The following is a 15971-nucleotide window of genomic DNA, read 5'->3' as shown; positions in this document are numbered from 1 at the left end:
TGATTAAAGAAATAAACAGGAAATAAACTGATGCTTGAGATTTAGAAAAATTGATTCAACCCGTATCGTTATTCTCTATATTCTCCTCTCCGGCTTCTTCTTCTATTTCAGGAAAAAAAGTCGGGTCTTTCGGTTCGGATTTAGGAGAAGCAGTCGGTTCAAGTTCCGATGATTCTTCGACAGGAGATTCAGGTTTCGGAACAATTGGAATTTTGGGTTCCTGGGAAGATTTTGGAGGTTCTTCCGGCTTCGGTTCGGGTATGGGTTCGGGTATGGGTTCGGGTATGGGTTCGGGTTCGGGTTCGGGTATGGGTTCGGGTTCGGGTATAGGTTCGGGACTCGGTTCGGGTATAGGTTTAGGAGTCGGAGTGAGTTCAGGAGTCGGAGTGAGTTCAGGAGTCGGAGTGAGTTCAGGAGTCGGAGTGGGTTCAGGAACAGGCTCAGGTATGGGTTCAGGAACAGGCTCAGGTATGGGTTCAGGAACAGGCTCCCAGGTGGGTTCAGGTTCCCAGGTGGGTTCAGGTTCCCAGGTGGGTTCAGGTTCCCAGGTGGGTTCAGGTTCCCAGGTGGGTTCCGGTTCAGGAACGATGGGAGGGAGAGTATTAATCAGACTCACCTCTAAGGTATAATCACTCTTGGAAAATCCCGGTAAAGTTTGTAACTCCACGATATAGTCACCCCTCATAGAGGCTGTTCCCTGCCATAAAGACACCTCTTGAGCCACTGCATTTTGCTTGGGATCATAGAGATTGAATAACACTCCCTCTCCAGACACCGTTACATAAAGTTGTTGGTCAGCTTCGGTAGAGATAATATAGTCCGTTTTCTGACTCGCTGTGACAGATCCTTTTTTGACCACTTCCGGCCCATCAGCATACACCTCTAAGCGGCGAGTTATGGGTTCGGGATTGGGTTCGGGAGTCGGTTCAGGAGTGGGAGTCGGTTCAGGAGTTGGAGTACGTCTGACTGTAGGAGTGCGAGTAGGCATTGGTTCAACCGTGGGACCAGGTGTAGACGGACTGGGGCTAATCACCACTCTGGGAGTTTGATCGCCAGGAGTCTCCTCATCAGAAGTTAATAAACTACGAATTAACGCCACCGATCCCCAACCCGTTAACAAAGCAACCGCCATCCCCGTTGCAATAATCGCCCAAGGATTTTCCCAAAAAGATCTCGGCGAACTGGTGGGAATACTGGGATTGATTTGATTCGGGTTGGAACTAGCGGTCGTGTTAACAAGAGGCTGGTTTCCCACCGCCACAGTCTTCATTTCCGATAAATTCACGGTCGATGAACCCGACGCCGCAGAAGCCGCAACCGGATTTAAAGTTTGTAAAGCCCGTTCAAGTTCAGCCCCCGACTGATAGCGATCGCCCGGTTGACGACTCAGCATTCGGTTGATGATTTGAGCAAAGGCAGGACGCACAGTTACCGCCTGTTGCCAATTCCAAGTCAGATTCGCTTGATCGAGTAATAGATGAGGATCTTGACCCGTTAGCAAGACAATGGTTGTCACCGCTAACGCATAGAGATCGCTACTCGCAGAAACATTTCCAGTTTGTAACTGTTCAAAGGGGGCGTAACCTATTTTCCCAACTCGGGTCACAGGGGGTAATGTTCCTCCCTTAGAATGAATTTGAGTCGCTAAAGCATTCACCACACCGAAATCGATTAAAACAGGCACTTGATCCCGTTGTCGCAAAATAATATTATCAGGTGAAATATCCCGATGGATAATCCCCAGGCTATGAATATGATCAAGGACGGGTAAGATTTGCCGCAAAAATAGCAACACTTCCGCTTCAGAGAAGGTCGTCGGAAAGCCCGGAGGGGCGTTTTTCCGTTCGTTGAGTAGGGTGTGATAGGTTTTCCCTTCTACATAGTCTTGAACCAAGAATAGCCGTTGATCTTCTTCAAAGACCGCACAAAATTGAGGGATTTGGGGATGTTTAATTTGGTAGAGAACCTGGGCTTCCCGGTGGAACAGTTCTTTGGACTTCTCAAAAGCATAATTTTCAGTCGTTGGGGGAATGAATTCTTTAAGCGCACAGCGTTCGTTAAAGCGTCCTTGATCTTCTGCGAGATAAGTACGACCAAACCCCCCCTGACCCAAAATATCGATCAAGCGGTAGCGATGTTGCAGAACTGTTCCGAGTGGAATGGCAGGTTGCATAGGAGGTCGATAGAGAGAAGCACTTCAATTCTAGAGTTTAGATGAACGATTTTGTCACCTGTCAGTGGTCAGTTCTCAAACTGTTCTCTCTGGGGCGCTCAGGTAGAGGGATAGAGACAGAGACAACAGTTGACAGTCTCATCGGCTTTTGGGAAAATTCCCACCGGAAAAATTGTTTCTACTTTAACTCTGATTGGCAAGTTTGCCTAGTTGTTTCAGAGGGAGGTTTCTGACTCTGTTGCCAAATTGGATGTACAAGTTTTGCTGAAGCACTCCACTTTAGACTGATTAAAGTAGAAGGGTGATCACGATTTTAACTCTTTTGGGAGGTCAAGGCGTCGTCTGATCAAACAACTCAAATCCCAAATGCTCGGAGTGAGGCGGATCTAGCATGGACTCAATTTAATCTAATGTATCTCTGTCCTATTTGTCAAAATGAATATCTACCGGAAAATGTTTCATTTTGTTCGGTTTGTGGTTGGGATTTAACGCCCTGTCCACCTGATTTTCAAGACCGTCAGACTCAGCACGTTGCTTGGGCTAGAAGGATTTGGAAAAAGTTACAAGAATTAGAACAAATCCCGAATATTAACTATCGCAATACTACATCTCAAAGTCCAGTGGATCAAGAGGGTTCTACTTCTCAAAGTTTAATTGTGACTTCTACACGTTTAGGGAGACTGCACTCCGAGCGGAAAGTTAATTACACTCCGCTTCGTAATCTTTTAGAAGCTAGACAATGGCGAGAGGCTGATGAAGAAACGACTCGGGTAATGTTGCTTGCTGCTCAACGGGAAAAAGTAGGTTATCTTGATCTCTATGCTGTTCGTGATTTTCCTTGTACAGATCTCTACACGATTAATCAACTTTGGCTAGAGTATAGTCGCGGACATTTTGGGTTTTCTGTACAAAAACGAATCTGGGAAAGTTTGATGAATCAGAAAGAATCTATCTCTGAAACAGCTTTTGGGGATTATTTAGGGTGGCGAAAAGAGGGACAATGGTTAGACTACGATGAGCTGGTTTTTGATTTGCGATCGCCTCAAGGTCATCTTCCTGTTGGGTTCGCCTGGTGGGTGGTTTGGTGGTGTATTGCTTTGTCTCGGGTGGTGGTTTTTGAGGTGTTTGAACGTCTTGATTCTTGTCAGCTTTAAAACCAGCAGAAGCTGAGTCACGAATCAATTTGGGGTCTTGAGGATTAATTTTGGTCGGGTTTTGACTTTGAAGGTATAGTAAGCCCACAATACTCTATGTCTAATATTTTAGACGAAAAGCCTAAATTTGGCAACCCTTACTTTTTTTTTGAGGATTAAGTCCTCAAATTTGTTAGGATATAAAGTTGAAAATCCTAGCATTCTCTCGAAAAGTTAAGTTTTATTCACCACTCTATAATTTAGATGAATAAAAATCCGATGAGTACCCAGATTTTACTCGTTGAAGACGAAGAAGCACTCGCTCAATTTCTCAAACAAGAGTTAACCTATGAGGGATACGAAGTCACAGTCGAACAAGACGGGATGAATGGATTAGTCAAAGCCAGAGAATCTAATCCCGATTTAATCATTTTAGACTGGATGCTGCCTCGATTATCAGGAATCGAAATTTGTCGGCGTTTAAGAACAAGTCATAATCATGTGCCGATTATTTTATTAACGGCTAAAGATGAAGTTAGCGATCGCGTTACGGGTTTAGACTCGGGTGCTAATGATTATATCATTAAACCGTTTAGTTTGGAAGAATTTTTAGCACGAGTTCGAGTCCATATTCGTCATCTCCAAGAACCCAACGCCGACTTATTAACCTTTTATGATTTAAGCTTAGATCGGAAAACTCGGGAAGTTAGACGCGCCAATCGTTTAATTGATTTAACCGCTAAAGAATATGATTTACTCGAATACTTGATGAGTCATCCCCGTCAAGTTTTGACTCGGAATCAAATTCTAGAACAAGTCTGGGGATATGATTTTATGGGAGATTCCAATATTATTGAAGTCTATGTTCGGTATCTGCGAATTAAGTTAGAATCAGAAGGAGAATCTCGCCTCATTCAGACTGTTCGGAGTGTGGGATATGTATTGCGAGAGTAGACTAAAAACCCGATAAAATCACTGTAAATATACTTCCTTCTCCGGGTTTAGAAAGCAATGTAACTCGACCTCCCATTCCTTCAACAATGGTTTTGACAATCGATAATCCTAAACCCGTTCCTCCGGCGCGAGTTCGAGCTTCATCAACCCGATAAAATCGTTCAAAAATACGGCTTTGATGCTGTAGAGGAATACCTTGTCCTTGGTCACAAACACTCAAATAAACTTTTTTGTCTGTCTGTTTGACTTTTAGTGTAATTGGCTGTTCGGGTTCAGAATATTTAATCGCATTATCAATTAAATTGAGTAAAACCTGTTTCAGACGATTGCGATCAGCTTGAACCTGAATCGTTCCTTGAATTTTTTCTAGATGAACTCGACCTTGACTAAATTGTTGTGCCATTTCTCGCACTTCTGATAGTAAACTATTCACCTCAAAGGGTTCAATTTGAAAATGAAGGTTCCCATGATCGGCGCGTGCGAGTTCGAGTAAGTCTTGTAATAAACGAATGGTACGTTCCGCTTCATTTGCAGCAACTTCCAAGCCTTCACGTTGAGGAGGAGTCAGGTTGTTTCCTCGGCGTAATGTACTTTGTAAATATCCCTGAACAATCGTTAATGGCGTGCGGAGTTCATGGGAAACATTACTTACAAATTGTCGTTGTTGTTCCCAAGATTCCGACAACCGATCTAGCATTTTATTACAAGTATTAGCCAGCATCGAAACTTCACTGGGCGCTTGTTCTAACTTGAGACGATAATCAGACAAATCATCCGCAGAAATTGTTTCAGTAAGCTGACTCATCTGGTGTAACGGTTCTAGAGATTTATGAATATACCAAGCACTGATAATGACTAACACTACAGTTACAAAGATTGTCAACGGAATTAAGCTATAAACAATTGATAAAAAGATTGTATATTCTCGGGTAATATCCGTCACTAAATAAAGTTTACCTAACTGTTGATCAGAAAGCTTTAAAGACCCTCCACAAGCAATCCAATAGCGATCATTAATAAAAGCAACCTTTGGCTTCAACGGCATATTTGTATACTCTAAAAGTTGAGTATGAGTTTGAGGATCAATATCTTCTTGAAATCCCATCGATTCAGCAATTATTTTACCGTTACTATCTCTAATCCAAACTAAATGTTCTTTGACTTCTGGCTTCTCAATCACTCGCTGAATCGCCGCATCCCGAGACATCATCTCACTATAAACTGTAACCTCATGGGAAAAATTTTTAGCCATCTCCTCAATTTTATATTTATGACTATCAACCAAGAGTTTTTGCATTCTCAAACTCGTCCAAGTCGTCACACTTCCCAAACTCAACACAGAAAAAATGGTAATTCCTAGCGTCAGTTGAAATTTCAAGGAAGTCGTCGGTAAAGTCTTCCTATTTTTGACAATAGAAAAATATTTTAATCTCAAATTAGTCATCTTTACATTATTAAGCTTTAAAATTTCTAACATTAATTTAATCTAATCCGAATTTAATAAATAAACCTGATTAAAACATTAATCTATCCCTCACTTCTATTTAACTTTAGTGGACTGAATTCGGACTGAAGTTTAACTGAGAACTCCCTGAGAAAGTTCCTTACTTTGAACTTCAACCGCTAAAAAGGTAAGTCATCTTCATCAGTCTGATCTTCGTCTGAATCAATATTCGCTTCAAAATCTGATCTTTCTTCTTCGATAACCCCAGAAAAACTCTGCAACGCGGTTGAATCTTTTTGATCCTTTAAATTGATCAATTCTCCATCAAAAGCCTCTGTTAGTCGTCGAGAAGCAATTGCAACCCGATCTTCTTCTAAAGGATGAGGATTGATTGTTTCTTGATGAGAAAATGAGGGAGAATTGAAAGCAGGAGTTTCTCGGGGTTTAGGAGAGTCTTCAATGGGAGAAATAGGCGTTTCTAACTGCGGTTCAATCGGTGATGATTCTACAGGTGATTCTGGCGAAGGAGTTGCAGAAAATTGTTCATTTGGTTGAGGATTTTCTGGAGAAGGATTAACAACAGGTTCAGGAGATGCTGTTTGTTGATTCTCGATTGTTTCGGGAGAATTAGCCTTTGAGGAGGAAAGATTTTTGGGTTTTGTTCCAACTTCTAAACGAACTTTAATGGGATGTTTAAACACTCGTTTAAATGCAGCTTCCATATGAGGAATTTTTCCCTGTGCTATTTTCAGTAATTTTTGAGTGGGAACCCCAATATAGGCGACTTCTGTATCCATACCCAATAAACGTCCATGCTGACGCAATAGTTGTTGTGTTGAAAAAGGTTGAACTTGTTCAAGAACCCGACGCCAAATATCCTCAAGATCATAGTCTTCTGTATTAGCAGAAAATGTAGGTGTGGGCGTTTCTTCGGGATGATTTTCCTGTATTTTTGGGGAAGGTTCAGACGGTTGATTAGCGACGGTTGGAGAAGGTTCTACAACGGGTTTTTCTTCGGGTTGAGGTGGCGGTGGCGGAGTCGGTAATGGTGCGGGAGAAGGTGAGTTTTGGGGCGGTGATGATGTGAACGAAGGTTGATGTAAAGCGGTTGGTTGAGGTGCTGGTGGTGCAGAATAACGAAGTGCAGAGGGTAATAATCCCAGTAAAATAATTTCTAACCATAAACGGGGTTGAGTGGTATTTTTAATTTGGGTTTCTCCTTCACGGAGATATTTTTGAGCGGCTAAGATAGTTTGGATTTCCCAATGATGAGCAAACTGACAAAGTTCTTCCCAAGTCGGTTGAGTTAATTTGACTAAATCAGAACGTTGAGGTGCGGTTTTAGCAATGAGTAAATCACGATAAAATTCAGCTAAATTTTGTAGAACAACTAGCGGTTCTCGTCCTCGATTCAGCAGTTGACGAATATAATCAATAATATCGGTGCTATTTTCGGAGGCAATTGCTTTTAAAAGTTCGAGTAAGTCTCGTTCAGGAACAGCACCCACTAAATCCCAAACCTGTTCAACATTAATTTCACCCGCAAGTAAGCTTAATTGATCCAGTAAACTTTCTGCATCTCGAAGTCCACCTTGAGCAATTTGAGCAACCATTTTTATGGCTTCTAGGGTGATGGGGATTTGTTCTTTTTCAGCAATAAATTGTAAATGTTGAACCATAGGTTCGAGAGGAATACGACGAAAATCAAAGCGTTGACAGCGTGAAATAATCGTCGGTAAAACTCGTTGAGGATCGGTTGTCGCGAGAACAAAAACAACTCGTTCAGGCGGTTCTTCTAAGGTTTTGAGCAACGCATTAAACGCCGCCGTACTGAGCATATGACACTCATCAATCACATAGACTTTATAACGACATTGAACAGGTGCAAATTGAGCGCGTTCGATCAGTTCCCGAATATTATCAACTCCGGTGTTACTTGCTGCATCAATTTCAATCACATCTAAGGTCGAACCGTTAGTAATGCCTTTACAAACGGCACAAGTTCCGCAGGGAGTAGCCGTTGGCTCATCGGTAGACAGACAGTTAAGTGATTTGGCGAGAATTCGCGCACTAGAGGTTTTTCCCGTTCCTCTTGGCCCGGTAAACAGATAAGCTGGTACAATACGCCCCCGATGAATGGCGTTAGTGAGTGTCGTTGCAATTGCATCTTGACCCACCAAATCAGCAAAGGTTTGCGGACGATATTTGTGGTGGAGGGGTTCGTAAGTCACAACCAGGCAGTCTGATTCAAAAAAATTTGCTCAATCTAAATATCTCTATCCTAACGCTATCAGAAAATCTACATCTATGATAGGGTTTGGTGCAGGTGTTGTTTAGACTGTTTGTTAACAACCCTTAACTCAATTGATGTTTATTTTGGGAAAATGTACGGAGTTTCGCATCTACTCACCCAGTTTATTATAGATTTGTCTGTTTGAGATGTAGAAATATCCAATCTTCGGAAATCTCAGATTACAATAGTATTGAGACTAAAATCTGGAGCCTTTTTTATTAATTAAAGCTTATGTCTGCGCCAGTTATCCATACAGAAACCCAACTTGCTCAAGCTTCACCTGTTGATCCGAGTGCAACTCAATCTCAGTCTCTCACACCCGAGGTGATTTGGATGGGAGCATCGGGAATACTCTTGCTGATTTTAATTATTTTCTCAATTTTGTTTAAGTTAAAAACTCAAGATCTAGACAAGCAACTGAGAATGGAGCAGTTTAGAAATAAAGAGTTACAGAAAAAATATAAATTGGCTGTCGGAACAATCTCTAAAATGGAGAAAAATCCTGACCTAATTCACTCGCGAGAGTTTAACTTAGATTATCTCAGAATGCGAATGGCAGAGGATGTTTTTCACTATGCCATTATTGTTCAAATCAAGATGAAAGTTAAACAGAAAATTGCTCTGGCTTTGCGTCCAACTCAAGTTGCTGTTGGAGAAAAAAGTAATGCTGGAACAGGTCGCCAAGTTGATTCGACGTTTGATGTAGAGTATGAAACCGGACAGGGAAATGTTAGTAAAAAACGGATCTTATTTCGCATTCAAATTAGGCTAATGAAACTCCCTACCCAAGCAACTTCAACGACAATCAATCAAATTATTGACTGTTTAGAAACTTACCTCAGTCCTTCTGATGATCGGGAAAATTGGCAACCCACAATTCAAGGGAGAATTGTACAAATTCAGTGGGATCAAAAGGCTAAACCCACTCCATTATTGGTATTAGAACAATCTAGTGATGGGATGAATGTGACCTTTAAAACAACTCGTCAAACTCCCGGTAGTGGTATCCAAAAAGCCGTTATTCCTGGAGAAAATCCCACTGCTAAGAAGCGGAAAAAATCGACTAAAAGCACAAAAACTTCCTCTAAAACCGAGAAAAGTCAAGAAGTCAATTCTTAGTTTTGAGTAATATTAACCAAATAGATGAACGCAATAAAATATAGGGATTTTAATCTGATTGAGGACAATCTCTCTGAGTAATAATACGCCTTGACAAAAGAACGAGGAGTCTAGGTCAAGGTTGAAAACTTGTTTGATAGTTTTTTGCAGTTAGGTGATTAATCCTAGATTAAAAATTTTCTCTCACTATAGAGTTTATTGGGGAGAGTTCAGTAAAAATTACTGATTTTACTTACAGCCTAGACTTGATAGTTCTTTTAAGCGATTGTTAAAATTGCCTGTGACCGTTTATCTTATCGATAGTATTGCAAAATACTTTCAATAAGTTTATAGTCAAAATAGAGATCATGCAGGGACAATGAGATCTATTCAAGCTTCTAACAATATGGCGTTTTACAACAATCGCTCTATCAAATCAGAGCTAAACCAAAAAGGCTGTCGTTTAACTCCCCAGCGAGAAAAAATTCTGCAAGTGTTTCACAGTCTTCCTCAAGGCAAACATTTAAATGCAGAAGAACTTCATGGCTTCTTACAGAGTCAGGGAGAAAATATTAGCCTCTCGACAGTCTATCGAACCTTACACCTACTGACCAATATCGGCATTTTGCGGGAACTCGAACTCGCCGAAGGCCACAAACACTATGAACTCTTTACAGCCCAAGGCCGTCGGCATCACCATCTGGTTTGTGTTCAGTGTTACAACACCTTTGAATTTAGTGATGAGTCCATCTTAAAAATCGGTCAGAAACAAGCTGACAAAGCCGGGGTTCATCTACTCGACTGTCAACTGACAGTTCATGCGGTTTGTATTGAAGCCATTCGTCGGGGATGGCCGTCTTTACTTCCGAGTAGTTGGAGTTGTCCCCAAGCTATTGCTAACGGAAATCAGAATCACAATGGAGAAAACCTCGAACAATTAAAATCCTTAACACAGCAAAACGAACTCGATAAGAATTAATCAATCTGCAAATTAAAGGGTAAACGAGTGTAAATTCCTCGGGGATCATTCAATGCTTTTAATTGTGCTAATTCTTCTCGTAACTTCATAAACTCCAGCGTGATCGGATCGAGTGTTGATGAAGCTTGAGTAGATTCTCCTCCGATGAACGTTTCTAAAATTTGTTGTTCAAAAGTTTCACCTTCTGGATATTCTTCCAGTTTCCAGTCATCTTCTAATTTTGCCTGTTCTGCTGCTGCTGCGATCGCCGCTTGTATCCCCCCAATTTGATCGACTAAACCAATTTTTTCAGCCTGTATACCTGACCAAACTCGTCCTTGAGCAATTTCTGCTACTTTCGACTTCGGGAGATCTCTCGACTCAGACACCTTCGTTAAAAACCGTTCATAAATCGCATCAACAACCTTTTGAATTCGCGCTAATTCTTCCGGTGTTTTGGGGCGCGAAACCGTATTGATATTTGCATAACGACCTGTTTGTACAACATCCCAAGTTACCCCATTCTCATTGGCGATATCCTGTACATTAAACAACACTCCAAACACCCCAATTGAACCCGTAATCGTATTTGACTCCGCAAAGATTTGACTCGCCGCCATTGAAATCCAATACCCACCCGAAGCCGCAAAATTTCCCATAGAAACAATCACAGGTTTTTGGGCTTGTAAAAGTTCAACTTCTCGACCAATAATTTCTGAAGCGGTTGCACTTCCACCCGGACTATTCACCCGTAAAACAACCGCTTTGACCTCTTTATCCATCCTTAATTTTCGCAGTTTTTTGGCGAGACTATCGCCCCCAATCTGATCGCCAACGCCTTCACCATCAACAATACTTCCCTCTGCGTAAATAATTCCGATTTTATTTTTACTATTGACATCTCCTCGATTAACTTTGATCACTTCCGGCATTTTTGCATAGGAATTAATGCTGATTTGACGGAACATTTTATCCTCATCTTCGGGTTCACCCGTCAACTTTTTGAGATCAACAATCACCTCATCAAAATGAGCCACCTTATCAACCAATTTACTTTTTACCGCTTCCGGCGCCATTAAAATTCCTTGTCCATCCGCAATTTGTTGAAGCTGAGACGCATTTAACTGACGACTCGGGCTAACAGTCGTAATATATTTACCCCAAATATCATCGAGTAACTTCTGAGTTTGTTCTCGATTTTCCGAACTCATTTGTTTTAGTAAAAACGGTTCAACGGCTGATTTATACTTCCCAACCCGTGTCACTTGTACACCAATTCCGAACTTTTCAAACGCCCCCGCCAAAAACATAATTTCTGAACTGAGTCCGTTCATTTCCACCGAACCCAAAGGGTTAACCACAATCGTATTTGCTACAGAAGCTAGATAATATTCTGGTTCTGTCCAGTCTAAATCATAAGCAATAATCGGTTTACCAGACTCTCTAAATTTTTCAAGTGCTTGTCGGACTTCTGTTGAATTTGCTAAACCTGTACTTGTAGGATTACTGGTTCCTTTGAGATAAAGTCCCACAATGCGATCATCTTGACTGGCTTCTTCCAATCCTTCTAAAATTGTCCGAAGTTTGATTTGATTAAAAGAATCTTCTGCAAGGGCTTTTTGAAAGAGTTCGCTGGTATCGTATTCGGGATCAGCATCCGTAATATTTAAGGACAGATCAAAGACTAAGACAGATTTATCTTTCACCTGAGGGCCAGAGTCTTGAGTCGCGGCTGCCATCACTAAAAATATTAATCCTCCGACTCCCATCGTAACCATGAGGGCGAGTCCTAGAAGGTTTCCAAGTAAGCTAGCAAAGGTGTATTTTAGGAAGTCTTTCATTAGTCCGTTTAACCGTCAGGATTGGAGCGTTTTGGAAGGGGTGATGATTTGACTGTTCTCAATGAATTGTAGAACTTGACAAATAGAGATAAGTTGATCATAGCTTAAGCGATCGCTGACGTGTTACAGACAAAGCAGTTTGATCGAATTGCGATCGCAACGGATGCTTAATTTGATCTTAAATCTTGTTCAGTCTTTTCGGGAGTAGCCAGAATGTTAATTACTGAAAAAAAGTGATATTAATGACAAAACCGAAAGAAAAGTAACCCGAACAATTGTTTCCATTCCTGGTGACTGCATAGAGAAAAAGCGATCTTCAGTCGAGTCAAGTCGCCGCGATCGCATTCTGGAAGCCCAACAGCCTTAACCCCGAATTTGTTCTAAAACACCCGACTGTTTCAACTCCGTTAGCGTGCGATTTCCCGTACAAAAAAGCACCGTTGAAATCTCAGCCTTGAGAATCTCCACTAAGCGATAAACAGCCTGTTCTGACTCGGCTGCGGCTTGTAAAAACGGCCATGCTAACCCCGCCAAATCAGCGCCCAATGCGATCGCTTTTGCGACTTCTAAACCGTTGCGAAGTCCTCCCGAAGCAATCAACGGTAGATTAGAGTTAATCGTGCGAATTCGAGTAATACATTCAGCAGTGGGTAAACCCCAATCCGCAAAGGTTTCTCCCAGACGTCTCTGACGGGGATCTGCTGCCCGTTCTCCCTCGATTTTTGCCCAAGAAGTCCCCCCCGCCCCCGCTACATCAATTGCTGTTACACCTGCTTCTAGCAGCCTTGTCGCCATCGTTGCCGAGATACCATTTCCGACTTCTTTGGCAATGACTGGAATGGGGAGTTTTGTACAAAGTGTTTTGATTTTGTCAAGTAGTCCGCGAAAGTTTGTATCGCCTTCGGTTTGAATACATTCTTGGAGAGGATTGAGATGTAAAATCAAAGCATCCGCTTCTAAAATATCAACAACTCGCTGACATTGTTCTAAACCGTAATCATAGTTAAGCTGAACAGCCCCTAAATTGGCAAATAATAAAATATCCGGCGCCAGACTTCGCACCGCAAAAGTATCGGCAACTTGAGGATTTTCCACGGCTACCCGTTGAGAACCGACACCCATTGCAATGTTGAACTGTTGGGCGGCGATCGCAAGGCGCTGGTTAATCATTTTAGCTTGGGCGGTTCCTCCTGTCATCGATGAAATGAGTAGGGGTGCTTGTAGTTTTTTACCCAAAAAAGAAGTCGTCAGATCAATGTCATCGCGGTTCAACTCGGGTAGACAACAATGAGTAAAGCGATAGCGATCAAGTCCATTCGTTTGTTGTCGAAATTGTACATCCTCATCCAAACAAATTCGCAAGTGATCGGCTTTGCGAGTTTGGGTTTGGGCGTTTGTATTCATGGAATTGGAAGTTTCAGAGGGAGGGGTTATTTGTGGAGACATTCTGTGAGTTCTGCACCAAATGAGACGGGATTTTAACAGTTTACAGTGACCAGTGACCAGTGAACAGTGTTTTACAGTTACCAGTGACCAGTGTTTTACAGTTACCAATTACCAGTTAACGGTGATCGGTTTTTCCCCATCTCCCCATCTCCCCATCTCCCCATCTCCCCATCTCCCCATCTCCCCATCTCCCAACCTCCCAACCTCCCCATCTCCCAATCTCCCAACCTCCCCATCTCCCCATCTCCCCATCTCCCCATCTCCCCATCTCCCCATCTCCCCATCTCCCCATCTCCCCATCTCCCAACCTCCCCATCTCCCAATCTCCCAACCTCCCAACCTCCCCATCTCCCAACCTCCCCACCTCCTGTTAAGGGCTAATGAGTTCGACTCTATCTTGTCCATCGATTTCTTCGAGATAGACTTTTACTTGTTCTTCACGGGCGGTGGGGAGTTCTTTTCCGACAAAATTGGGATGAATGGGAAGTTGACGATGGCCACGATCTACTAAAACGGCGAGTGTGATGCTTTCTGGACGCCCGTACTCGTTAACGGCGTTTAATGCGGCTCGAATTGTCCGTCCACTATAAATGACATCATCAACTAATACTACAAATTTACCCGTTAAATCTAAAGGGATGTGAGTTTTTTCGGGTGTTCGCATCCCCACTTTATCTAAATCGTCTCGAAAAAAGGTAATATCGATCGCGCCGACAGCGATAGTTAGTTGTTCGAGAATTTCGATTTGTTGAGTCAGTCTTTGGGCTAAAGGTACGCCGCGTGTATGAATTCCGAGTAAGACTAAATCAGAAAGATCGCCCGCCCTTTCAATAATTTCTGAGGCTAAACGATTAACTGTACGTCGGATTTCTTCGGGGGAGAGGATTTCAACGATTTTACTCATGTTCAATGGTGTATGATCAGGGGTCAGTTATTGAGGAGTGGGAGTTGTATTCTATTGATTTGGGGCGTTTGAAAGAGACAAAGTGGCGATTTCACATCAATAGATCGGCGATCGCTATCGGGGAATTTTTCTAAGGTCTATTGACAATTAAGCCGATCACCCCATAACCAAAAAGGAATAATCCCAACTCTATCAGAAAAGTTTGGCGAGTCAGTTGCAGTGCTTGGTGAACAATAGCTGGAGTAATAGGGGAAATAAAGTCACCCAACAGGGGTTTAGATTTGATCACACCTCGATATTTATTTATACCTCCTAACTGCACTCCTAAAGTTGCAGCATAAGCACATTCACTCCAACCTGCATTTGGGCTGGGGTCATAAATTGCATCCCGTTGACAGATTGTCCAAACTGATTTGGGTTTTCCCGACAGAATAGCAATTAAAAGGGTATTCAATCGACAAGGCAACCAAGTTAGGATGTCTTCTAATTTTGCACTAAACCATCCGATATCGGTGAATGGTGCTTCTTTATAACCCACCATTGAATCCAGGGTACTTGCAGCTTTATAGGCGAAAGCAAACGGTACACTACCAATGCCCGGTATTACCATACCAACCCCGGCATAGAATAGAGGAGCAATTATACCATCGGTTGAGTTTTCGGCTACCGTTTCTAAGACAGCTCGGAGAATTTCTGACTCGGATAAATCTTGAGTATCTCGACCTACATATAAACTTAACTGTTGACGGGCTTTGATCAGGTTACCATTGTTTAGAGGATGGAGAACATCAACGGCTGCTTGACGTAAACTGCGAAGGGCAAAACAACTGGCTAACATGATACTTTCTACCCCAATGTCCAAGATTGGATGTAGAGGAAATTGAAGGGGGATCGATTGCACAGCTTGTAAAATTAACCAACTGGTAAATCCGCTACCAAAAATGAGTAAGATTGCGAGTAATATACCAGACAGTTTGAGAGATTGAGGAGTTTTAAACCCAGCGAAAGCTAGACGGGTATATTGCTCAATCGCCCATCCCATAACCTGTACAGGATGTAACCACCCCCAGGGATCACCAATGAGAAAGTCGAGCCAAGCCGCAATTACCAGCGTGAGAATTGAACTTGAGTCAGTCATTTATTCAGGATGAGGATGAAAGGAGAGTTCTGAAAAAAGTTGAGATTCTTGAGTGTTAACCCGCTACAATGGTTAGACAACAAAACTGGTTTCTTCACCTTGAGCGGCTTGCCAACTGCGAGCATCATAATAGAGATCTTCAAGAGAAATGCTGTAGAGAGCTTCTTTAAGCTTTTGATGCAATCGATTCCATAAGGTAAACGTTACCCAGTCTTCTGCAAGTTCTGCATTCGGTTGATGGCGAGGTAAAGGTTCAATACTTTCTCCAACGGCTTCTAAAATTTGTCCCAACGAAATTTTAGCAGGTGATCTTGACAATTGATAGCCCCCTTGTGATCCACGAACAGATTCAACTAAACCTGCTCGTCGCATCTCGATCAATAGCTTTTCTAGATAGGGTGCGGGTAGTTTTTGTCGGTGAGCAATTGCATTTACTGAAGTCGGACCAAACTCCTGCTGTAAGCTCAAGTCCAATAATGCCTTTACACTATAATGTCCGCGAGTGGTTAACTTCATCCTTCCCTGAAAAAATCGGCAACTTCAGCATTTAGTTTAGCCCAAGAAAGCAAAGACAGACGAAGAAGACCCA

Annotated in this window: 13 protein-coding genes; 4 read left to right on the top strand and 9 right to left on the bottom strand. The window is 42.3% G+C overall.

The features are described from left to right. Positions 1–55: 55 nt before the first annotated feature. On the bottom strand, positions 56–2173 hold the full coding sequence (locus tag L8106_RS26010) for a serine/threonine-protein kinase (RefSeq protein ID WP_009787516.1): 2118 nt from the start codon (positions 2171–2173) through the stop codon (positions 56–58). Between the two features lie 410 nt (positions 2174–2583). Between L8106_RS26010 and L8106_RS30055 the strand changes: the two genes are divergently transcribed. Together L8106_RS30055 and L8106_RS26000 are read left to right on the top strand one after the other, a co-directional pair. Beyond that, on the top strand, positions 2584–3327 hold the full coding sequence (locus tag L8106_RS30055; protein ID WP_009787515.1) for a GUN4 domain-containing protein: 744 nt from the start codon (positions 2584–2586) through the stop codon (positions 3325–3327). Between the two features lie 243 nt (positions 3328–3570). Next, positions 3571–4260 (top strand): response regulator transcription factor, encoded by a 690-nt coding sequence (locus tag L8106_RS26000; RefSeq protein ID WP_009787514.1) that lies wholly within the window; start codon positions 3571–3573, stop codon positions 4258–4260. Between the two features lies 1 nt (position 4261). Here the strand turns inward: L8106_RS26000 and L8106_RS25995 are convergent, their stop codons facing one another. Both L8106_RS25995 and L8106_RS25990 read right to left on the bottom strand, forming a co-directional pair. Then, a complete protein-coding gene (locus tag L8106_RS25995) occupies positions 4262–5704 on the bottom strand; it encodes a cell wall metabolism sensor histidine kinase WalK (RefSeq protein WP_039897308.1) in 1443 nt (480 codons plus the stop codon). A gap of 179 nt (positions 5705–5883) precedes the next feature. Next, positions 5884–7935: a DNA polymerase III subunit gamma/tau gene (locus L8106_RS25990; protein WP_009787512.1), complete on the bottom strand. Its 2052-nt coding sequence runs from the start codon at positions 7933–7935 to the stop codon at positions 5884–5886. 293 nt (positions 7936–8228) lie between these two features. On the opposite strand from L8106_RS25990, the gene L8106_RS25985 reads away from it, so the two are divergent. Together L8106_RS25985 and L8106_RS25980 are read left to right on the top strand one after the other, a co-directional pair. Beyond that, complete coding sequence (locus tag L8106_RS25985) at positions 8229–9116, top strand: hypothetical protein (RefSeq protein WP_009787511.1); 888 nt, start codon at positions 8229–8231, stop codon at positions 9114–9116. Between the two features lie 358 nt (positions 9117–9474). Further along, positions 9475–10074 carry a Fur family transcriptional regulator gene (locus tag L8106_RS25980; protein WP_009787510.1) on the top strand — a complete coding sequence of 200 codons (600 nt, stop codon included), beginning with the start codon at positions 9475–9477 and terminating at the stop codon, positions 10072–10074. On the opposite strand, the gene sppA is transcribed toward L8106_RS25980, so the two are convergent. The 6 genes from sppA to L8106_RS25950 form a co-directional block, all read right to left on the bottom strand. Beyond that, positions 10071–11894 (bottom strand): signal peptide peptidase SppA, encoded by a 1824-nt coding sequence (gene sppA / locus L8106_RS25975; protein WP_009787509.1) that lies wholly within the window; start codon positions 11892–11894, stop codon positions 10071–10073. The two genes, L8106_RS25980 and sppA, sit on opposite strands and share 4 nt — an antisense overlap. A gap of 363 nt (positions 11895–12257) precedes the next feature. Then, positions 12258–13340: a type 2 isopentenyl-diphosphate Delta-isomerase gene (gene fni, locus L8106_RS25970; protein ID WP_009787508.1), complete on the bottom strand. Its 1083-nt coding sequence runs from the start codon at positions 13338–13340 to the stop codon at positions 12258–12260. A gap of 108 nt (positions 13341–13448) precedes the next feature. After that, a complete protein-coding gene (locus tag L8106_RS25965) occupies positions 13449–13688 on the bottom strand; it encodes a hypothetical protein (protein WP_009787507.1) in 240 nt (79 codons plus the stop codon). A gap of 22 nt (positions 13689–13710) precedes the next feature. Continuing rightward, positions 13711–14244, bottom strand: coding sequence for a bifunctional pyr operon transcriptional regulator/uracil phosphoribosyltransferase PyrR (pyrR, locus tag L8106_RS25960; protein ID WP_009787506.1), 534 nt, complete (start codon positions 14242–14244; stop codon positions 13711–13713). Positions 14245–14374: 130 nt separating this feature from the next. Beyond that, entirely contained in the window at positions 14375–15382 is a 1008-nt protein-coding gene (gene cbiB, locus L8106_RS25955; RefSeq protein WP_009787504.1) for an adenosylcobinamide-phosphate synthase CbiB, read from the bottom strand. Positions 15383–15454: 72 nt separating this feature from the next. After that, positions 15455–15898, bottom strand: coding sequence for an Rrf2 family transcriptional regulator (locus tag L8106_RS25950; protein ID WP_009787503.1), 444 nt, complete (start codon positions 15896–15898; stop codon positions 15455–15457). Positions 15899–15971: the final 73 nt, after the last annotated feature.

The sequence above is a fragment of the Lyngbya sp. PCC 8106 genome (assembly GCF_000169095.1).
Lineage (GTDB): Bacteria > Cyanobacteriota > Cyanobacteriia > Cyanobacteriales > Microcoleaceae > Capilliphycus.
The sequence above is the reverse complement of the archived record's forward strand: the minus strand, read 5'-3'. Positions and strand labels throughout refer to the sequence as shown.